This window comes from Candidatus Zixiibacteriota bacterium (genome assembly GCA_022865345.1).
GTDB lineage: Bacteria > Zixibacteria > MSB-5A5 > MSB-5A5 > RBG-16-43-9 > RBG-16-43-9.
This window is the reverse complement of record JALHSU010000045.1, coordinates 1-20,876: the sequence shown is the minus strand read 5'-3', so window position 1 is coordinate 20,876 and position 20,876 is coordinate 1. Positions and strand designations below refer to the sequence as shown.

Here is a 20,876-nt window from a genome sequence, read left to right as displayed (position 1 = left end):
GGCCTGGCTCAGATGTTAGCTTTAGAGAGCAGCTTTATCACCGCAGATATGGTAGAAGCAGGTGAGTTCCCACATCTTTCGCATAAATATGACGTATATGCAGTCCCCAAAGTAGTAATAAATGAAACCCACAGCTTTGAAGGAGCTTTGCCAGAGGAAAGTTTTATTGCAGAGGTGTTGAAAGCGGCTGAGGTTTGATTATTATCCTCTCCTTTTTTCCTAAACGGATCCGTAGGAAAGGAGAGGGAAGGGAAAGGTTAAAAACGTAGAGACGCATCGGATGCGTCTCTCTTTTTTGCTACGGAGTACGGTAGGGGCACGGCACGCCGTGCCCCTACAAATTCTATTATCGACATCAGGTTGAAAAATTTGAACCCCTACGATCTCTGCACCATCTCAATGCACTCCAACGGACAAACATCCCGGCACAAGCCACAGCCGTAACATTTATCTTGGTCTATAAGAAGCTCCTCGGAATTCATTTGTCTCGCCTTGAAGTAGCAAGCATCGGCACAATCACCACAGTTGTTGCATATTTCCCGGTCGGTTTTCTCGATCAGCTTTCCCTTGTCACATTTTTCCTGCGGGTTTAGAAAATAGCCGCAGCAGTCATCACAGCAGAAACAGATGCCGTCGGTTTCAGCCATATTCTTTTCATTTCTGAAAGGTCTGGTTACCAGATGTTTGTCTTCTGCTTCCTGTAAAATCTCGTCTACTTCTTTTCGGGTAATTTCCCTGAAGCCTGAACCAGTGGGTGGAAAGTCATCGCGGAACATCAGGCAGACGTCCATCCGCGAGCGATCGCACTTTCCTCTGCCTTCCCTACATCCGCAGTTGGATACCCAATATCTCTCAAATTTTGTCACCAGATCCTTTGCTTCTTCTCTGGTGCAGACGTAATGTATGGTAAAATCCTGTGGGCTCATATTATCTCCAGCGAAATTTTGGGCGAGTCCGCCTGCGGCGGATCGCCCCTACAGAAAACCAAAACGTCAGACAGGAATGTCTGACCTACCTACGTGCCCGTCGGGTCCCCTGACCCGATGGAGAAATCTAAAAAAATTCCTGCTCTCGAAATCAAGCAGACTTCACTCCGTGGGTTTCCAGATATATTTCCCAGTCTTATCAATGTAACCGTATTTGTTTTCTATCCAGACTTCAGCCAGATCTTCAAAAAAAGGTTCAGCTTTCTCGAATTCGAAATTTATCACCACTTTTTCGCTCTGGTCGATATACCCCCATCGGTTACCTTTGCTCACCGGTGCCAGTCCTTCGGAAAAATTTTTAGCATTGCTGAACTGAGCTCTTATCGCCATCTTCCCCTGTTTGTCAATGTAACCCCATTTACTTGCGCTCTTTACTATTGCCAATCCTTCGGAAAATTCTCCTGCTTCGTCAAAGTTTGGACTGACAATCGAATCACCGTTCTTATTAATATAACCCCATTTCCCGCCAATTACGATTCCTTTGCCTTTATGCAGCTCACCACCGATGTTTACCCTGGCTAACTCTTCAGAAAAATCGCCCGCATCGTCGAACTTCTCCTGGATGACAATCTTACCCTTCTTGTCAATATATCCCCACTTTTTGCCGACCATCACCTTTGCCAACCCTTCAGAAAAATCTCCAGCTTCATCGAACTTCTGAGGGATGACCAGCTTGCCCTTCTTGTCGACATAGCCGGATTTCCCGTCACTTTCTACGGCAGCCAGCCCCTCGGAGAAATCCACAGCGTAGTCAAAAACCGGGGCAAGCAAGTATTTGCCTTTCCTGTCAACATAGCCCCATTTTCCGAGATACCAGACTGCGGCAAATCCGTCAGAGAAATTTCCAGCCTCATCGAATATGGGCTCGATTACCACTTTTCCTTTTTTGTCTAAATACCCTTCCTTATCTCCGATCCAGACTACTGCTAACCCTTCAGAAAAAGGACCTACGTAATCGAACTCCGGCTTTATAACCATCTTTCCGGTTTTGTCGATAAAGCCATACCTGCTGTTTTTTCTAATATGAAAAAAAGGTTTTGAATCTTTAGCTTTCACTTATTACCTCCAGCTATTATTAAATTTGTCAAGTTGTTTTGAGCGCTTCCCTGAAAAAACTGATTGTCATACAGACTTTTTACTTTAAACGCATATGCCGGGAATATTATGTTTTCAGCTTTGAAAGAAAATAGGAATAAGCTTCTTCCAAATGGGTTTTTAATTCCTCAGGGCTGAATTCTTTCAGGGGAATCTCCTTTTCCGTGTGTGAATATAAAATCTTTATTTTATCCTCAAACCCTTCCAATCTTCTTATGGCTTCCGGATGAGGGAATTCGACTTGAAAGATAAGTTTTTCCTCAGGCTCTTCTGATTTAAGCCAGTGAGAAATAGAACTTTTTCGTTTGAAAACCTGCAGGACAACTCCCCCGCTGTAATACTTTTTCCCGGTAACTTCATCTATCTCCTTGTGTCTCTGATTCAATAGTCGCACTTTTGCCTTGCTTACCGAGGCAAACTCTCTGGCTAAATCCTCAGATGCATCTATCAGAAGGCTCACCTGATTGTGCAAAGCCAGAGCTTCCTCCTTTTTTCTTTCTCTGGAGGTTTGGGCTTCGGTCTTGATTTTTTGTAATCTGTCTTTCCAGCTCATCTTTATTCCAGGTTCACTTTTATATATAGAGTTAAATTCGTTTTTGTCAAGTCAAATCGGATTCGGGAAAATCGACTCCAGCGTTTTACAAAAAATGAATTGACAATTCCTTTAAAAGCTTTATTTTACTTTTAGTCTGGCGGGCGAAAAAGTATTCCTGAGAAGAGGTTTTGCATATGAATGATGAGAGGTGGAAAACTTCTATTTCTGATATTAAAAAAGGGGAAATCGGGGTCAGGGGATATGATATAGCCGAGCTGATGGAAAAGCTTACCTTTAGCCAGGTAATCTTTCTCATCCTCAAAGGCGAACTTCCCAATTCAAAAGAAAGCAAGATGATGGAGGCGATTTTAGTCTCCTCCATCGACCATGGTGCTACTCCGCCATCCTCTCTTGCTACCAGGACAGTTATCTCCGGTGGTAACCCCCTAAACGCCGCGGTAGCAGGCGGGGTTTTAACCATTGGGGATTCACACGGTGGGGCTATTGAACAGTGTGCTAAGATTTTTCAGGAGCTGGTAAAAAAGAACGGAGACCTCGGCTCTCTGGCTTCCGAATTAGTGAATGATTATTCAGTCAAAAAAAAGAGAATACCTGGTTATGGCCATCGCCTGCACGAGTCTGATCCACGTACAGTCGAGCTTTTTAAGCTGGCACAGGAGTTGGGTTTTTCAGGTAAACACTTGAAATTAGCTCAAGTCATAGAGAAAAAATTAGAGGAGAGATCAGGCAAGAAACTCCCACTTAATGTCGATGGGGCAATCGCGGCTGTAATCTCGGATATGGGTTTTGACTGGAAATTGGGAAAGGGTTTTTTCATCATCTCAAGGGTGCCGGGTCTAATTGCCCATGCTTATGAAGAACTTACCAGGGAAAAACCTATGAGGAGGTTGGGGAATACCGATTTCGAATATGATGGTCCTAAGCCCAGGAGGATTCCTTAGTCCAACCTGGTTTTGAAACATAAAGAAGGTAGCCGCAAGTCCTACGGATCCGCTACCAGGACTTCAGCTTGCGTAGTAACTACAGGACGCAGACTAAAGTCTGCGGCTACAAGAGGTAAGGACAGGATAAACCAAGACTTTAGGGATTGAAGTTAATTCACTGAAAACAATGGACTTACTATGCATATGAACTTGAGGGCAAATGAGTAAATATGACCGTTTGCTTCATCTGCTTAATCTTCTCAGATCAAGACATAATCTCAAAGCATCAGATTTAGCCAGAGAATGCGAGGTTACTGAGAGGACGATTTATAGAGATATAATGTCCCTGTCGTCAGCAAACATTCCGATTTATTTTGATGACGGTTACAAGCTTCTGACAGATGCCTTTCTTCCACCTTTGAATTTCTCATTGGAGGAGTATCTACTTTTGAAATTGGGTTTGAACTCGTCTCCTATGTCTGTCAACACGCCTCTGGGGAAATCAGCCAAAAGGGTTTTAGCCAAAATAGATGCGAGTTTAAGCCCGGAGGTAAAAAACAGGCTGGGTGACTTAGGAGACCCTTTGAGAATAAACCTCAAAACAACCGGGGACTTCTCCAAGCTGGGTTTGATCTTTAATCTGATCGAGCAGTCTATTTTAAACAAAAGAACTGTAGGATTAGACTATGAATCTCTGGAATCGGGCAAGAGCACAAGGGACGTAGACCCATATGCCCTGGTATTCAAACGTCACTCCTGGTACCTTTTAGGATTCTGTCACTACAGACAAGAGACAAGAACTTTCAGGCTGAACAGAATCAAAAAAGTCACCTTAACTGACAGGAATTTCGAGAGGAAATCTGATTTCTCAGTAGAGGAATTTTTCAGGGATAGCTGGGAGATCTATCAGGGTAAACTAACTGAAGTCAAGTTAAGATTTTTAGGCAAAGCAGCTAAGGTGATCGAGTCTGGACCGCACCATCCCTCTGAGATTATAACTAAGGAGAAAGACGGCGCGCTTCTTTATTCCGTAAAAGTAAAAGGAACAGAAGAGATCTCCAGATGGATTTTGGGCTTCGGGGAGATGGTAGAGGTTTTGGAACCTGTGGATTTCAGAGAAAATATAAAAGACACGATTCAGAAGATGCAGAAGCTTTATTCTGGCTGACCGAAAAGATTAATTAGTGGTTTAATCGTCCTGTCTTTTTGTAGGGGGTGGGTTTGCTCTTCGACTTTGCTCAGAGCAGTGAGCCTACCGAACTGAAACCTGCCCCCTACTTTTTTATGTAGCGGAGGTCTTCAGACCTCCGCTTTTTTGTAGGTTGGCCCTTTTAGGTTAAGTCAGGCAAGGATGAAAGCCTTGCACTACGCTCGGAAATCAGGGTGAAGTCCTTTGCTAGGAGCCACCACAGATTCACAGCAGATGAAGCGGATTAAGCTGATTATCAAAGCGGATAAATCAAGGTGCGGTTTTATCCGCTTAATCGTAATAATCAGCTGTGATGCAGGTTTTTCAAATGGATTTAAGAAAGCGGGGCAAAAAGGGGCGTGACATCCTGCAAAAAGTGAGCGGTCATACATGGAGCCAGACTCTTTCTCCAGAGGAATAGAAAAGAGAAGAGAACTCCGTAAATCCCTGCAAAGATCGTTCCGGCTGTGCCTTGATAAAGATGTCCCAGGCTGAAAGATATTGAAGCGATAAGGATTGTGAGCCACCAGTTCTTCAGATAAAGGTTAAGGCGGGTGAGGACAAATCCTCTGAATGCGCTTTCCTCAGCCAGGGAAGCGCTCAGTGCCATGATTATCCAGAGAAATTTCTGGGGGGCGGTTCGAGGTAGAAGCTTCAACACGTCTGGCGGTGTAGAGAGATTGTATGATCTCAGTAGATAGCTCACTACCAGAAGTAACAAGCTCATTCCGAACCAGGAGAGAGCGCCTATCAGCAAATTTCTTAAGTCGAACCCCTTGAGTCCAATGCTGGAAAAGCTCTCCCTTTCCAGACGTAATACCAGGACGATCAACAAGAATACCAAAAGCTGGATAAGTATGGTAGGAAGATATATCTGGGTCGATAGATTAATTCCCTCAAAACCCGAGGCAGACAACTGGGGCTGCTGTTCCTTCATCAGTAAATAAGAGGAAAGGGGCCAGATTATCAGAAGGAAAAAAAGCAGAAGGATTGAACCAATCCTCCCTGGATGGATCCCTTTATTTGCATAAGTTTCATCCGGGATATGGCTTTCGTCAGATACAGAGGATTGCTTTTCTTCCATCATACGGGAGTTCCGGGTCCTTCATCCTTGGGTGACTGCTGGGATGAACACTTGTGTTTTCTTCCCGCCCCAAAAAGGAAAGCTAATCCCACTACTATAAGGATTAAGGGCCAGGCGTGATGCATAGAAGGTATTATTCCCCAGTTAGAAAGAAGGAATATGACGCCCACACCTAATATGATAATCCCCACAAAAGCCCTGCCAGAATCCCACTTTTCATCTGATGTTGATTTCTCCATTTTCTCCTCCTTTTAAGAAAATTTATCTAAAATAAATTTAGGATAATATAAGAGTTAGCTCTTGTCAGGGCAACTATTTTTTTAATCCTGTTCTGATTCGTGTGTGGATGACCTGCTATCAGGAGCGTAGGGGCAGGTTTGAAACCTGCCCCTACTGGATCCTCAAGAATTATGTGAACTCTCACTTCCTGTCATTCTGAGTTCGAAGAACGAAGAATCTATCTCAAGCATAGATTCGATAGATTCTTCGGTCGTCCCCGTAGGGGACTCCCTCAGAATGACATATAAAATACTAAAGTGACTAACATGTGAAGATCAGGTGAAACTGATGTGATTGCTTTTTAGAACATCTGTGTAGAAATTGGCTCACCTTTAATTTGTCCTGAGATAGACAAATGATGAAGAGGGAGGAGCCAATGAAAAAGAAAAATACTGGGGACAAATCGGCTGATCTGCCCCTGTCCGGGGACCAGCATAAAGATAAAAGAAGGAAAGACCATTTTGTAGATTACTATGCTTGTTCTTTAGGATACGGTAGGAAGAAGGGAAAGAGGATTCGGGCTTTGAACTGGGTCGAGGGGGTGGAGGAGCCGGAATCAGTCTCTGAGGAGTCAGACTTAATAGAGAGGATGAAGGAGGAAAAAGCAAAAGTAGAGTTAGAGGAAAAAGTAGAGGACTCCCTGGATAGGCTGGAGAACGCTGAAAGAGAATTTATCAGGCTTTTTTATTTCGACTGCAAAAGCTATGACCAGATTTCAGAGATTATGAACAAGACCAAAGATCGGCTTGAGCGGATTCACCGTTCAGCCCTGGAAAAACTTAAATTCATCCTGAAGGGATTCGTGTCCCAGCGGTATAAGATTAAAATTTCCCCAGAAAGGAAGTGCTTGATCTGCTCTCATCCGGAAAGGGAAAAATTAGATGAGTTGATAAAAACTAAGAAGGAGGAAGAGACCTGGAAAAAGATTTTACGAACGTTCAAGGAAGAGTTCAATCTGGAGATTAAGACTCCGCAGACCATGATAAATCATCAAAAGAGACACATGGTTAATTTGGAAACTTAGATTCTTCTCCCCTACGGGGATCAGAATGACAAAAAATGAAGGAGGTTTTATGGAGAATTCGCCTGCTAAGCTAAAAGGAGAGCACTGCATCAACATCTTCATCTCCTACGAGCTGAAAGACAAGATAAGCCAACTGGCGAAAAGGTATGACCGGACTATGGCTGATGTGACTAGAACTCTGATTAAGATCGGGATTCCGATACTGGAAAGCCTGACCGAGGCAGAGGAGAGGATGCTTCTGGATTACATCCAGGTCCTGAGGAGATGGAGAAAGGTTAGAGAGCTGAAAGAGAATGAAGGGACTCTCGACAACGAGGGAAAAGAGATTAAGAAGTAAGAAAAGCTTAAATGCTTAAAGGCTCAAACGCTCAAAGAAATGTAGGTCAGGAGCCCCCGGCTCCTGACCTAATAAATTTGTCTCTAACAAAGTAATCATGTAGATCAAGCATGACGAAGTCCGCTTGATAATTAGCTAATTTTCTTGCGAAAATTTCAAAATTTGATTTGACATAACCCCGGGGTTTTGCGTAATTAATATAGAATTGGGATTAACCTTAAACCAAAAAATAAAATGAACATTTTTTTGACTGGATTACCGGGCATTGGTAAAACTACGATTATTAAAAAGGTAATCGAGAAATTGAACCGCTCAACCTGTGGATTCTTCACCACAGAGGTAAGAGAAGGAGAAACCAGGGTCGGTTTTTCTGTGGAAACTCTTTTTGGAATGCAAGGGACTTTAGCGCATAAAGACCTGAGAAGCAAATACCGGGTGGGAAATTATGGCATTGCAGTAACCGGCTTTGAGAAGATCGTCTCCCGGGAACTGGAAAGGTGCTTGAGAGGAAGCAGCATCATAGTCATCGACGAGATAGGAAAGATGGAGCTTTTCTCCAGAAGATTTCAGGAGCTGGTCCTGGAATGTCTGGATGCCCCGAATCCGGTGCTGGGCACTGTTATGTTCGGGCACCATCCATTCGTAGAGCGGATTAAAAAAAGAGAAGACGTGAAAATCTTCGAGGTGACCAGGAAAAACAGAAATCAAATGGTGAACATTCTGGTCAACGAGCTTGCTGGCGAGGGCAAGTCTAAGGTCTCTTCAGCGGGTGAAAAAGTTTGATTTCTTCAGTTGTAGTATTAAGAAAAACAGTGGTCAGTGGCCAGTGATCTATACTCCGTAGCGTCGGGTCCTGCACCCGACGAGTGAATGAGCAGTTTCCTGTAGGGGTTCAAAATTTTGAACCCCTACAATTTGATTAAATCATAATTGTTTTTCTGGAGAGGCAATTCATGTCCATTTGGATCCATTTGGAAATTGCCCCTACCTGTCTAAGGAATCTCTAACACTCCTGCCCCGTTTATCTTCCCCTGTTTGAGCAACCGTAAAGCACAATTTGCCTCCCTTAAGGGAAAAACAGTTACCTGTGTGCGGATGGGGATTTCTGAGGCGAGCTTGAGAAGTTCCTTTCCATCTTTTCGAGTGCTGTTAGCCACGCTTCTCAGCGTCTTCTCAAAATATAAATGCTGCATATAGTCCAACTGCGGGATCGGAGTCATATAGATTCCAGCTAAGGCAAGTGTCCCACCACGGTCAAGAGTTTTTAAAGCGTGTGGGACTAATTCGCCTGCTGGTGCAAAGATAATTGAGCTGTGAAGCTTCTTTTCGGGGATTTGCTCAGCTTTTCCTGCCCAGACCGCACCTAAATCTAAAGCTAATTTCTGATGCTCCGGGCTCCGGGTAAAAACGAAGACCTCACATTTCCAAAAGAGAGCTATCTGGATGACGATATGAGCTGAGGCGCCGAAACCATAAAGGCCCAATCTTTGCCCGGGCTTGATTTCGCTAAGACGCAATGCTCGATACCCTATGATTCCCGCGCAGAGTAAAGGGGCAGCCCCTGTTGGCGAAAAGGTTTCTGGAACAGCATAAGCGAAATTTTCAGAGATTGCTGTATATTCGGCATACCCTCCGTTTGAATGATAGCCGGTGAATTTTGCCTGTTCACACAGGTTTTCTCCTCCACTCCTGCAGAATTCACATCTTCCACAGGTTGAGTTCAACCAGGCGATTCCGGCCCTATCCCCAAGGTTGAAACGACGGACTTCAGTTCCTTTTCTCTCAACTGTTCCGACAATCTGATGACCAGGGATTAAAGGTGATTTGGGCAAAGGAAGCTCCCCTTCGACTGTGTGCAGGTCAGTATGACAGATACCGCAAGCCTGTACCCTAACCAAAATATCCTTAAGCCCAATTTCAGGGTGCGGGACTTCCTGGAACTGAAGAGGGTTTTCCTCGATTTTACCTGGTTTTTTCAGGACCATTGCCTGCATAAGTCCTGTCTTTCATTTATAGAGACGCATGCTATGCGTCTCTACGTCTCGTGGGGTTATGTAGAGGAAGGCTTTAGCCTTCCATATTTCAAAAAAACAAAGCCTGAACTACCTGCTGAGTCTAACATAATTTATCCTATTAGGAATTTTTTGCAAGTTATTTTTCATCATTGTCTGTCGTAGGGGAGGGGCTTGTCCCCTCTCAGGTTTCGGGAGCCCACAAGGGGCTCCCCTACAAAATCTTATCGTAGGAGCATATGGCAATATGCCTCTACTTTTCCCTTGCCACTTTTTTATTCTTCTGATATATTCATCCAGTATGGAGAAAAAAGAGAAAAATATTCGCGAGCGTAAAGCCGATAAAGGGTCTGTGAGCGACAAAGAAGAGATAAAGATAATCGCCACTAACCGAAAAGCCCGGCATGAATATAATATAATCGAAACCTACGAAGCCGGTATGGTGCTTCGCGGGACAGAGGTAAAAGCATTAAGGGAAGGTAAGGCGAACCTGAAAGATTCTTATGCTAAAATAGACAAAGAGGAAGTAGTTCTTCTGAATATGCATATCAGCCCGTATGAAAAAGGGAACAGGTATAATCAGGACCCGACCAGACCAAGGAAGCTTCTACTGCATCGGAATCAGATAAGGAGATTAGTGGGTAGGGTTGTCGAAAAGGGGTTAACCCTTGTCCCCCTCAGGCTCTATTTCAAAGGAAGTTACGCCAAAGTTGAATTGGCCCTGGCAGTGGGAAAAAAACTGTATGACAGGCGTAACTCTATAGCCGAAAGAGAAGCAGACCGTGCTTTAAGAAGAGCTTTAAAGGAGAGGAATAAGTGATTAAACTAATTAAGGTTATCCTGTTGTTCATCTTTTTGTTTTACCTTCATTCTTTTTCTTACAGCTCCACGATCATCGTAGAAAAAGGTGACCAGAAATATGAATTGGAAAGTCTGGATATAAACAATTATCAATATATCGAACTTACAGGTCTAAAAAAGATTTACGGAGGAGAGCTTTTCTGGGAACCTATGGGCAAAATCGTATTCTGGCAGGTCAAAGAGCATCAATTTAAATTTACTTTTTTCTCCCCATATATAATTTTAGATCAGGATATTTATAACTTGACCCTGCCGGTTGAATTTAGACAGGGCAAGGTCTTTCTTCCTTTCAAAACCTTCTGGCCTATTCTGGAAACTATTGAGCCTCCGGAAGAAATTGTAAAAAAACAGGGGGAATATAACATTCTGGATCTCAAGGTCAGCCAGAAGCTAAACGGGATGCTGATAGAGATATATCTTTCCCAGCCCCTTAATTATGAGCTTTTCAAAAGCGAGAACAACTGGCTGATAATAAATTTCTTAGAGGGGAAAATAGATACCCTTTTCTTCTCAAATTTCAAGATACCGGACATAATCTTAGAGAGCAAAGCCTATCAATTTCAATCTGCCTCCGGGGGCTCAGCCCAGCTTTCCTTAAGGCTTTTCATGGATTTTCCCAAGCTTTATTACTTCCTTAAATCCACACCGGATGGGCTTTACCGCCTGCAGATAACCTTAGAGGATACGGCTACAGTCGAACATTCCCCCCAGGAAAACGAAGAACCGGAAAAAAATCCGATTGACATTATCATAATAGACCCTGGGCATGGCGGAGAGAATTCCGGCGCAGTTGGGCCCAAAGGAACAAAGGAGAAAGATATTGTGCTGGATATAGCCTTGAGACTGGAGAGCCTGCTGAAAAACTCCAATCAAAAGGGTTTGCAAGTATACCTCACCAGAAGGGATGACAAGTTCATGCCTCTGGAAGAGAGGGCATTATTTGCCAATCAAAAAGGAGGGGATCTGTTTATCAGCATTCATACCAATGCTGCCAAGAGAAGGGCAGCCGCCGGCACGGAGATCTATTTTTTAGCCCAGGCGAAAAACGATGAAGCCCGGGCAGCTGAGGCTTTGGAGAATTCAGCCATTTTATTTGAGCGTCCCAAAGGAGCTCCAGCCGACACCTCCGAGCTCAATTTCATTTTGATGGATATGCTGCAAACAGAGTTCTTAAAAGAGTCAAGCGATTTAGCCCAGATCATACATGACCGGATGAAACAGAGGCTGGATATACCCAGCCGGGGGGTTGATCAGGCAGGATTTTTCGTGTTGAACAAAACCTATATGCCTTCGGTTTTAGTGGAGACTGCCTTTATCTCTAATCCTGAAGAAGAAAAACTTTTAAATAAAAGCACGTTCCGGCAGAAGATAGCTGAGGCCATCTGTCAGGGAATTTTAGATTTTAAAAATAAATATGAGGGCAAAGGAAAATGAGAGTTAGATCTAAAGCAATAGGAATCTTCGATTCAGGTGTGGGCGGTCTGACAGTGGCAAAGGAAGTTTTCAAAAAGCTTCCTTCAGAAAACGTCATCTATTTCGGAGACACTGCCAGAACCCCTTATGGACCCCGCTCAGCCGAAATCGTCAAAAAATTCTCCGTCCAGAACATCAGCTTTCTTTCCACCCAGGGGGTGAAGCTGATCGTGGTCGCCTGCAATACCGCCTCAGCCGTGGCTTTGGATTATCTGAAAAGGATTTTTCAGCTCCCCTTAATGGGGGTAATCGAGCCTGGCTCCCGGGCTGCAGTCAAAGTCACAAAAAGCGGAAGAATAGGGGTGATAGGAACTGCAGGGACCATCCGTTCAAAATCATATACCAGGGCGATTCAGAGGATAGATAAAAAAATAAAAGTCTTTGACTATCCCTGTCCTCTTTTTGTCTCTTTAGCTGAGGAAGGTTACATTAATAAAAAAGCTACTTACTTGATTGCTCAGGAATATTTGACTCCATTGAAAAAACAGAAAATAGACACTTTGGTCTTAGGATGCACTCATTATCCTCTGTTGAAAAAGGTCATCTCGAAAGTGATAGGCGAAAATGTCACCCTGATCGATTCGGCTGAGAAGACAGCCCTGGAGGTTAAAAGGATATTGGAACAGAGGGATATGATGAATACGGCTAATGCTGAACCTGAATACAGATTCTATGTCTCGGATTTTCCCGAAAAGTTTATCCAGATAAGCGAAAGATTTTTAGGGGAAAAGGTCAAAGAGGTTAAGAAGATAGATATTAACAAATACTGAAAACCGTGACCGTTTCTCCTGACAGAATTTAATCTGTCATTGCGAGGAGGTCATTTGACCGACGAAGCAATCTCTCCACAGTGAATGGATTGCTTCGTCCGCCTGCGGGCGGACTCGCAATGACGGTCTAAGTGCAAGGGTAGGTCAGACATTCCTGTCTGACAGGTAGAATGTGCCCGTCGGGTCCCCTGACCCGACGAAAAAAAAACGAAAAAGGAATTCAGTCTGAGGTAGTGAACAAACAAGAACGTCTGTTCTACCGATTTAAAGGTTTGAAGGTGTAGGGGCGACCCGCCGGGTCGCCCCTACCAACACAGCAAAGTCGTAGATGAAACTAATCTTAGCTACCCACAATCAGCATAAGATAGAAGAGATCCAGAAAATTCTATCTCAATCGACAGAGTATGACCTTGCCAGGTCGAGGGACCTGACAAGCACTAATATTGCGGCTCAGAAGTTAGAAATTCTCACTTTGAAAGATTTCCCGAATGTGCCTGAGGTCGAAGAGACCGGGAAAACAATGCAGGAGAACGCGATTATTAAAGCTGTGGCAGTATATAATGCTACTGGAATACCTGCATTAGCTGACGATTCAGGTCTGGAAGTTGATGCTTTGAATGGTGCTCCCGGAGTAGTTTCTGCCAGGTTCGCAGGACCGGGGTGCACATATAAAGATAATAACGTAAAACTACTGGGTCTTTTGAAAGGGATTCCTGAGGAGAAGAGAGGCGCGGCTTTCAGATGTGTGGTGGCTTTAGCTTTGAGTCAAGACGACGTAAGGATAGTCGAAGGGAAAGTCAAAGGAATTATCACAGACAAAGAAATCGGGAAAAACGGTTTTGGTTATGACCCGGTTTTCTATGACACAGAATTGGGGAAGACATTTGCCCAACTTTCACAGGAGGAAAAAAACAGGGTAAGTCATAGAGGGATAGCTTTCAGAAAGGCAAAAGAGTTAATAAAAAGATTAATGACGGATAACGAATGACGGATGACGAATGAAAACCTTCAAGCGAGCGTAGCGGAAGGCTTCAGCCTTCCAGTTTTTTTAAAAGTAGGGGCGTATTGCTCTTCGACTTCGCTCAGAGCAGTGAGCCGGTCGAACTGCAATACGCCCCTACGAGATCTCGGCAGGGTGATGCAGCGAAGAAAAGTAGGGGAGGGGCTTGTTGAGTTAAGCGAAATCCCCTACGGGGGTCCCCTCCCATTCCTCTGAAACCTACGGTAGGGTGGCACCCTCAAACTTGTTTGAGGGAGAAGCATCCGTACTCCTTGCACTTTTTTCGAGATTTTGAGCCTTCCAATATCCATTTTGGGGTTGACGTAAATCAAAAAAGGGGTATATTTATATGGGTAGGGGGAGTTCTGAATTAAGAATCGGTGGAAAAGAGCCGATTTCTCTATTAAAAAAAGGAGAAGATTATGAAAAAGTTAAACCTTGCCTTTTTTCTTATCCTTCTCTTGCTTTCCACCTCAACAGCCTGGACTACTGAGGTCAGTAAATCGAGTTATTATAAAACCCTTTTGGAAAGCAGGGCAAATCTGGAAAATTCAGGGTTTACCTCTCTGAACATTTTACGACAAAGATTGAATCAGGATGAATTCATCCATAATTTCGCAGGGGCAGGTTTGAAACCTGTTTCTCCTTTGCTTCCTGCGGGAAACTCCAAAGCTACTTCACTGCTCGGGGATTTCAGAGTTAATGAAGAGAACTATTCAGCCACTTTTTCTCAGCGCAGGCCGGATATAGCTTTGTTTAAAGACGGTAGCTTCGTCACCGTGTGGCAGGATGAGAGAAACGGGGACTGGGATATATTCAGCCAGAAAATCAACTCATCAGGGACAATAATTGGCACTAATCTTAAAATTGTTGCGGATAGTCGGCATACGGATCAATTAGAGCCATCTATTTGCAGGACACTGGACAGCAATCTCGTCCTGGTCTGGGTGGATGGTGCTGAGCTGAACATCTATGGTCAAAGATATTCTCCTGATCTTTCGACTGCGGGGGATACCTTCAGGATAAACGACAGCAATATTCCTAACAGCGCTTTTGAACCTAAAGTGAAATCTTTCACTGATGGAAGCTTTGTAACTGCCTGGGTGGATATAAGCTCAGGAAATAATCTTTATGCCAGAAGATACAATTCCTCTGGAAATCCTCTTGGTCCGAGCTTCAAGGTCAACAGCCAGGTCGGGATTGCTCCACCCAAATCACCTTCAGTCTCTTTTGACAAAAATGGTCGATTTGTAATTGCCTGGGAGGATTATCGAGACTTAGATGCTGATATCTATTTTCAGAGGTACGATTCCTCAGGTGCTGCTGCAGGCGGTAATGTCTTAGCTAACATAGATTCGCTGAGCGAAGATCAGTATTCTCCTTCTATGACAAAGAGGGTGAACGGAGACTTCATGATAACTTGGGTAGACACCAGGGGAGGAAAAGTCAACATCTATGCTCGACTTTTTGATTCTTCAGGAAATCCCAAGACTTCTCCATTTAAGGTCAACTCAGATACCGGGTCTGCTCAGCACTGGGAGCCGAAAATCGATTCGGACACTATGAAAAATTATGCTATAGTCTGGGGGGATTACAGAAATGAGCCTGCGATTTACTTCCAGAAATATGACTCAACAGGCACAGCCATCGGCTCCAATACCAAGCTGAGCGACAACGGGGTGCAGGGATTCAAAGACAATCCAGCCCTTTCAGTGAGAGTGAACGGTGATTTTACCTCAGTCTGGAGCGATCACAGAGGAAAAAGCTATGATATCTATTCTCAGAGGGTAATCTCCGGGACTCTTTCAGGCACGAATTTTAAACTGAATGACGATTCAACCGGGGCTATACAGAACGAGCCAGCAATCGCGAAGGACCTGGATAAGAACTTCATCCTTGCCTGGACTGATTACAGAAATGGATATGGCGACATCTATTTAAAAAAATACTCCCGTTTCGGGGATCTGATCTTTTCTGATCGGAGAGTTGATACCAATAACTCTTCTGCCCCCTGCGCCCAGCCTGATTTAGCAACTGACGGCTCCAGGAACATACTGGCAGTCTGGCAGGATTTCAGAGCCGGCTTGAATATCTATGCCCAGAGATTCGATCCTTCAGGTAATCCTGTGGATACCAATTTTCAGGTGAACAACTCCACGACCCTGAATAATTCCCCAGCCTGCGCCAAATCCTATGATGGAAAATCGATAATAGCGTGGTCTGTTACCCAATCCGGAATAAAGAATATTTATGCCCGTCCATACAATAGCAGCGGCAGCCCGGTTGATACCAGTTTTAAGGTGAACGATGATCTGCAAGCTGTTGACCATCTGAATCCAAAAGTAGGAATGGACAGCTCAGGCAATTTTACAGTTGCCTGGTATGACAAAAGAAACTCGCAGGAAAAAATCTATTTGCAGAGGTACAATTCCTCAGGCGGAAAGACAGGCTCGAATTTCGCATCCTATACTGATTCTTTGAACGCAATTCAGAGAGATTTTGATTTTAGCGTGAACAGTAAGGGGAATATGGTTCTTGCCTGGATTCAGCTTGACGGAACAAAGAACAATCTTTATGCTCAGAGATATTCCAGCTCAGGGACTCCCCTGGGGAATAATTTTCTGGTCAACGACCCTGCAGGAACACCGGCTGAACCCTCGGTCTCAATTGATGATGATACCTTTTTCGTGGTGGTCTGGACTGACTACCGTTCCGGCAGTCCGCAGATCTATTCTCAGGTCTATTACTTCAATGAAGGTCTTCCTTCTGGAGGAAACTCCGTAGTTGACAATGACCTGACGAATGCTCTTCATTTCAGCCCGGATGTGGCTTTATCCCCTCCCAATATTTACACTGCCTGGGTAGATAACCGGACTCCCGGAGATGGGTTTGATATTTTCGCCAATACGATAAAATACAGGCAGACCAGTGTTCAAGAAGAAGAAGCAACTCGACCAGTGGCCTTTGATCTGGGGCAGAATTATCCGAATCCCTTTAACCCCATAACCTCCATTGCCTTCAGTTTAAGGGTTCAAGGTTCAACGTTCAAGGGACCACTCCACACCACCCTGACTATCTATAATATCAAGGGGGAAAGAGTCAAGACTCTGGTGGATGAAAATAGACTGCCGGGTAATTATAAGGTAATCTGGGATGGGAAGGACGATGCAGGTAGAAAAGTTGCCAGCGGGGTTTATTTCTATAGATTGAAAGTCGGGGATAATTCTATTTCAAAGAGGATGGTTCTTTTAAAGTAATTGTTTTTTGTAGGGGTTGGGTTCCCCAGCCCAAATCAGTAAGGCACAAGGGCGAGGAAACCTCGCCCCTACAAAATGGTTTTTTTTTTAGAGCAGTAAAGACGCATTGAATGCGTCTGTGGTTTATAAATGTTCCAACAAAAAGGAGATAATTTGTTAAAGCTTCAGTTGAATCGATATTCAGTTATCATAGCGAGTTTCCTCCTTTTCCTCCAGCCCGTTTTTGCAGTCATACCTCTGGAAACCTCTCCTTCCTGGCGCTCTCTGGAGTCGCGGGCACCTTCGATAAATTATTACTCTACTGGTGCGGTTTTCGGGGATGTTGACGGGAACGGGTTTCTGGACCTGGTGATCTCGAACGGGAACGATATGTCAAAAAAGCCTAATCTGGTCTATTTCAATTATAATGGCAAGTTAGACACCACTGCTGGCTGGGTCTCGGCTAATTCCGAATATTCCGGGCATTGTGCTTTAGGGGACATAGATAAGGATGGTTATCCTGAGCTGGCAGTCTCGAACTACATCAACTCCTTCTGGGGGAAAACAGTTATTCAGCTTTACGACAACGTAAACGGCTCTCTTTCCACTTCACCTATCTGGTCGTCTGCAGATTCGATGCATACTTTCTCCTGTGCTTTTGGAGATCCCGATGGTGATGGGTATCCGGATTTGGCAGTTGCCTGCGGAGAGGCTTATAACAATTTCAACGAAAAGAATAGGATTTATTATAATCAAAGCGGAGCCCTAGAGACCACTCCTTCCTGGGTCTCTGGAGATTCCGGGGCATGCTATGATGTGGACTGGGGGGATGTGGATAATGATGGGGATTTAGATTTAGCTTTTGTCTGCTCACAAGGACGAATCAGGGTATATAAAAACTATGGTGACTCTATTGAAACTTTTCCTTCCTGGAGGTCTAAAAACGTAGATGATGGGAACACCTTAGCCTGGGGAGACTTGAACAATGACGGTTATTTAGACTTAGCTGTAGCCAATAATTTCCAGCTATACGGAAACGGGTATTTTGAAGTCTATCTGAATCACAACGGGATCTTAGATACAATTCCTGATTGGGTCTCCTCTACCAATGGTTATGGTTCGGCAGTATCCTTTTACGACGTGAATAATGATGGATATAAAGATTTAGCCGCTGGCAGGTGGTGGGGGTATTCGACGATGTATGAAAATAGCGGGGGAAATTTGGGAACAACTCCTGCCTGGACCTGTAATCTCGCTTACGAAAGCGTGGTGGAGGAGATGGTCTGGGCAGATTTGGACGGAGATGGTCTGGTCAGAATAAAAAATGAGACTCATCCGGCTGACGGGTCAAAAAAAGTTTTCTACTTGAGCCACTATCCCGCTCATAAACTGGAAAAGGTAGTGGCGGACGGTAATGTTCTATCCTTAACTGACTACTGCTATAGCTTAGCCTTAGGCTGGGTTTCTTTTAAGGTTGCTCCCGATTCTCAGGTTTCATTCGATTACAAATATTCACTGAAACAGGATCTGGCAGTCAGTAATTGGGACCGGGAGAATTACGTTTTTTTCAATCAAAATCAGTTGTATGTGAAGGGAGACGTAAACCAGGATAATAAAGTTACAATCGCAGATGTTGTTTTTCTGGTCAATTGTCTTTTTAAAGGAGGGCCTGAGCCTTACTTTTTAGCCTCAGGCGATGTTAACCGTGATTGCCAGACAACTACCGCGGATATAGTCTATCTGGTGAATTATCTTTTCAAGGGAGGACCTCTGCCTTTATCTGGATGTGCTAAATGAATAAAAAAATGGAAAATGGAAGATGCAAAAAGGAAGATGAAAAGAAAACACAAGAGGGATGGCACTCTCAAACTCGTTTAAGGGTAACGCAGGTATTCGATGACTAAATTCTAAATCAGGACGTACAATATGCTGAAGATAACCCAAACAATTATACTGCTTTGTCTTTTTTTAATTTTGACTTCACAGTCTTTTTCACAATCTGGAGTTCCTACACTTAAAACCGGCTGGCCTAAATCAGCAGGGGAGAGGGTTTTTTCCTCCCCGGTGATAGGCAACATAGACGCAGATGGGAATTTAGAGATAGTGGTAGGCTCATACGATAACAAGGTATATGCTTTTAAAGCTGATGGCAGTTTAGTTCCTGGTTGGCCAAAACAGTGTGCAGGGAAACTTTTTTCCTCTCCGGCTTTGGGAGATTTAGATGGAGATGGGGTTTCAGAAGTTGTGATTGGCTCCTGGGACATGAAAGTTTATGCCTGGAAGTGGAACGGGACTTTGCTCCCCGGTTTTCCGGTGTCGTCTGAAAACATGTTTTATTCCACTCCAGCCTTAGGTGATCTGGACCAGGATGGAAAAGATGAAGTAGTGATTGGCTCGCTGGATGGTAAACTATACGCCTGGAACGGAGATGGCACACCAGTGTCTGGTTTTCCAGTCCAGACTGAAGGGGCGATTTTTTCCTCTCCTGCTCTGGGGGATATTGACCAGGATACTGCCAGAGAAGTCATAATACCATGTTCTGATCACAAGGTTTATGCTTTCAAGAAAAATGGGACTCTGGTTTCCGGATGGCCCTTTACTGGAACAGATGCTTTCTATTTATCTTCTCCGGCTTTAGCCGACCTGAACGATGATGGGAAATTGGAAATAGCAGTTGGTGATCTGGGTGGAAAGCTATATGTTTTACAAAATAATGGAAGTCCACTTACCGGCTTTCCAAAGAGCTTAGTCGGATCGATCTTATCTTCTCCGGCAATCGGAGATCTGGATGGAGATGGATTTAAGGACATGGTGATAGGCACCGATTCTGGCAAGGTCTATGCGATAAAAAAAGACGGGGCATTTCTTTCCGGCTGGCCAGTTCAGGTAACAGGTCAAATTATCTCCTCACCCATAATAGCAGATATAAACAACGATAGTTCGGCTGAGGTTTTGGTCGGGACTTCAGAGGGTAGAATTTACGCCTGGAATAAAAACGGTGTTTTGCTTACTGGCTGGCCCATTATTTTAAACAACTGGGTTAACTCCACATTAGCTCTGGGCGACTTAGACAGGGATGGCAAAGCAGAGTTAGTAGCTGGTGAGGGTGATTCGCTGGTCTATGTATGGGAATTGGGGAACAGCTCTTATAATCAAAACCTTCTTTACTGGCCATTATACAGGGGGGATGCAAAGAGGACTGGACTTTTCTTTGTAAAAACTGGGGCTAACGTTTATGGGGATGCGAATAACGACGGGCTGGTGACTGTAGCCGACGTGGTCTTCCTGATAAACTTTCTTTTCAAGAGAGGTCCCAGGCCGTCTGACCTGACATTAGCTGATGCGAACGCGGATTGCAAGGTGACAGTTGCAGATGTAGTGTACCTGGTAGCATATCTTTTCAAGCTCGGTCCCGTGCCCAAGGTTGGTTGCGCATAACAGGATTGAGTAGGGGGCAGACCCCCGTGTCTGCCCTTTTAATTTGATTAACTTAATAGTTTCTCACGTGACCGTCGTGTCCCCTGACCCGACGGAAATAGTCATCTGCTTTTTTGTCTGGCAGGTCGTTATTCATTTACTTTTACAGAAATCAATTAATCTTCTAAGATTGCTCTCTACTAACGGGTAAGTTTCAGGAAATTCATCTTTAGTAAATACTTTAAGTGCTTCTTCATAAGCTCTCATCGCCTTTTTACAGTTGTCAGCCTTAGCCTCAACCTCTGCCAGGGTTCTGTATGCATTCCCGAGATTGTTCTGGGTCATGGCATAATCCATTGAGAAGCGTTCAAAAGTATAGACATTAAGAGCTTCCTCACAGGCTTTGATTGCCTTTGTGCAGTTATACGCTTTAGCGTCAACCTCTGATAGGGTTCTGTATGCATTCCCGAGATTGTTCTGGGTCACGGCATATTGCATAGGGAAACGTTTAAGAGTATAGACTTTAAGAGCTTCCTCACAGGCTTTGATTGCCTTTTTACAGCTTTCAGCCTTAGCCTCAACCTCTGCCAGGATTCTGTATGCATTCCCGAGATTGTTCTGGGTCATGGCATAA

At 44.2% G+C, this 20,876-nt stretch carries 20 protein-coding genes; 13 read left to right on the top strand and 7 right to left on the bottom strand.

Features of this window, described 5'->3' with window-relative positions; all coding sequences use genetic code 11:
- The first annotated feature begins 12 nt into the window (after positions 1-12).
- Positions 13-198 carry a thioredoxin family protein gene (locus MUP17_01855; GenBank protein ID MCJ7457719.1) on the top strand — a complete coding sequence of 62 codons (186 nt, stop codon included), beginning with the start codon at positions 13-15 and terminating at the stop codon, positions 196-198.
- A 179-nt stretch (positions 199-377) separates the two neighbouring features.
- On the opposite strand, the gene MUP17_01850 is transcribed toward MUP17_01855, so the two are convergent.
- From MUP17_01850 to MUP17_01840, 3 genes are all read right to left on the bottom strand, one after another.
- Complete coding sequence (locus tag MUP17_01850; GenBank protein ID MCJ7457718.1) at positions 378-926, bottom strand: 4Fe-4S binding protein; 549 nt, start codon at positions 924-926, stop codon at positions 378-380.
- A gap of 162 nt (positions 927-1,088) precedes the next feature.
- Positions 1,089-2,042, bottom strand: coding sequence for a WG repeat-containing protein (locus tag MUP17_01845; protein MCJ7457717.1), 954 nt, complete (start codon positions 2,040-2,042; stop codon positions 1,089-1,091).
- Positions 2,043-2,148: 106 nt separating this feature from the next.
- On the bottom strand, positions 2,149-2,634 hold the full coding sequence (locus MUP17_01840; GenBank protein ID MCJ7457716.1) for a hypothetical protein: 486 nt from the start codon (positions 2,632-2,634) through the stop codon (positions 2,149-2,151).
- A gap of 176 nt (positions 2,635-2,810) precedes the next feature.
- On the opposite strand from MUP17_01840, the gene MUP17_01835 reads away from it, so the two are divergent.
- The gene (locus MUP17_01835) at positions 2,811-3,578 is read left to right on the top strand and encodes a citryl-CoA lyase (GenBank protein MCJ7457715.1); all 768 of its coding nucleotides are present in this window, start codon (positions 2,811-2,813) and stop codon (positions 3,576-3,578) included.
- A gap of 202 nt (positions 3,579-3,780) precedes the next feature.
- A complete protein-coding gene (locus MUP17_01830) occupies positions 3,781-4,728 on the top strand; it encodes a transcriptional regulator (GenBank protein MCJ7457714.1) in 948 nt (315 codons plus the stop codon).
- A gap of 355 nt (positions 4,729-5,083) precedes the next feature.
- On the opposite strand, the gene MUP17_01825 is transcribed toward MUP17_01830, so the two are convergent.
- Together MUP17_01825 and MUP17_01820 are read right to left on the bottom strand one after the other, a co-directional pair.
- Positions 5,084-5,836: a CPBP family intramembrane metalloprotease gene (locus tag MUP17_01825; protein MCJ7457713.1), complete on the bottom strand. Its 753-nt coding sequence runs from the start codon at positions 5,834-5,836 to the stop codon at positions 5,084-5,086.
- Positions 5,833-6,072 (bottom strand): DUF5668 domain-containing protein, encoded by a 240-nt coding sequence (locus MUP17_01820; protein MCJ7457712.1) that lies wholly within the window; start codon positions 6,070-6,072, stop codon positions 5,833-5,835. Before MUP17_01820 ends, MUP17_01825 begins: the two co-directional genes overlap by 4 nt.
- Positions 6,073-6,488: 416 nt before the next feature.
- Between MUP17_01820 and MUP17_01815 the strand changes: the two genes are divergently transcribed.
- From MUP17_01815 to MUP17_01805, 3 genes are all read left to right on the top strand, one after another.
- The gene (locus tag MUP17_01815; protein MCJ7457711.1) at positions 6,489-7,136 is read left to right on the top strand and encodes a sigma-70 family RNA polymerase sigma factor; all 648 of its coding nucleotides are present in this window, start codon (positions 6,489-6,491) and stop codon (positions 7,134-7,136) included.
- A 49-nt stretch (positions 7,137-7,185) separates the two neighbouring features.
- Positions 7,186-7,473: a hypothetical protein gene (locus MUP17_01810; GenBank protein MCJ7457710.1), complete on the top strand. Its 288-nt coding sequence runs from the start codon at positions 7,186-7,188 to the stop codon at positions 7,471-7,473.
- 234 nt (positions 7,474-7,707) lie between these two features.
- Positions 7,708-8,256 (top strand): NTPase, encoded by a 549-nt coding sequence (locus tag MUP17_01805; GenBank protein ID MCJ7457709.1) that lies wholly within the window; start codon positions 7,708-7,710, stop codon positions 8,254-8,256.
- A 209-nt stretch (positions 8,257-8,465) separates the two neighbouring features.
- Here MUP17_01805 and MUP17_01800 read toward each other — a convergent pair whose 3' ends face one another.
- A complete protein-coding gene (locus MUP17_01800; protein ID MCJ7457708.1) occupies positions 8,466-9,467 on the bottom strand; it encodes a zinc-dependent alcohol dehydrogenase family protein in 1,002 nt (333 codons plus the stop codon).
- A 319-nt stretch (positions 9,468-9,786) separates the two neighbouring features.
- Between MUP17_01800 and smpB the strand changes: the two genes are divergently transcribed.
- From smpB to MUP17_01765, 7 genes are all read left to right on the top strand, one after another.
- Positions 9,787-10,305 (top strand): SsrA-binding protein SmpB, encoded by a 519-nt coding sequence (gene smpB / locus MUP17_01795; protein ID MCJ7457707.1) that lies wholly within the window; start codon positions 9,787-9,789, stop codon positions 10,303-10,305.
- Positions 10,302-11,780 (top strand): N-acetylmuramoyl-L-alanine amidase, encoded by a 1,479-nt coding sequence (locus MUP17_01790; protein ID MCJ7457706.1) that lies wholly within the window; start codon positions 10,302-10,304, stop codon positions 11,778-11,780. Before smpB ends, MUP17_01790 begins: the two co-directional genes overlap by 4 nt.
- On the top strand, positions 11,777-12,589 hold the full coding sequence (murI, locus tag MUP17_01785) for a glutamate racemase (protein MCJ7457705.1): 813 nt from the start codon (positions 11,777-11,779) through the stop codon (positions 12,587-12,589). The genes MUP17_01790 and murI overlap by 4 nt, the downstream gene beginning before the upstream one ends.
- 328 nt (positions 12,590-12,917) lie before the next feature.
- Positions 12,918-13,577, top strand: a complete 660-nt coding sequence (gene rdgB / locus MUP17_01780; GenBank protein ID MCJ7457704.1) for an RdgB/HAM1 family non-canonical purine NTP pyrophosphatase — start codon at positions 12,918-12,920, stop codon at positions 13,575-13,577.
- Positions 13,578-14,011: 434 nt separating this feature from the next.
- On the top strand, positions 14,012-16,846 hold the full coding sequence (locus MUP17_01775; protein MCJ7457703.1) for a T9SS type A sorting domain-containing protein: 2,835 nt from the start codon (positions 14,012-14,014) through the stop codon (positions 16,844-16,846).
- A gap of 153 nt (positions 16,847-16,999) precedes the next feature.
- Complete coding sequence (locus MUP17_01770) at positions 17,000-18,622, top strand: FG-GAP-like repeat-containing protein (protein ID MCJ7457702.1); 1,623 nt, start codon at positions 17,000-17,002, stop codon at positions 18,620-18,622.
- Positions 18,623-18,751: 129 nt separating this feature from the next.
- A complete protein-coding gene (locus MUP17_01765) occupies positions 18,752-20,263 on the top strand; it encodes an FG-GAP-like repeat-containing protein (protein MCJ7457701.1) in 1,512 nt (503 codons plus the stop codon).
- A gap of 132 nt (positions 20,264-20,395) precedes the next feature.
- Here MUP17_01765 and MUP17_01760 read toward each other — a convergent pair.
- Positions 20,396-20,876: tetratricopeptide repeat protein (locus MUP17_01760; GenBank protein ID MCJ7457700.1), on the bottom strand; the 481-nt coding region annotated here is incomplete at its 5' end.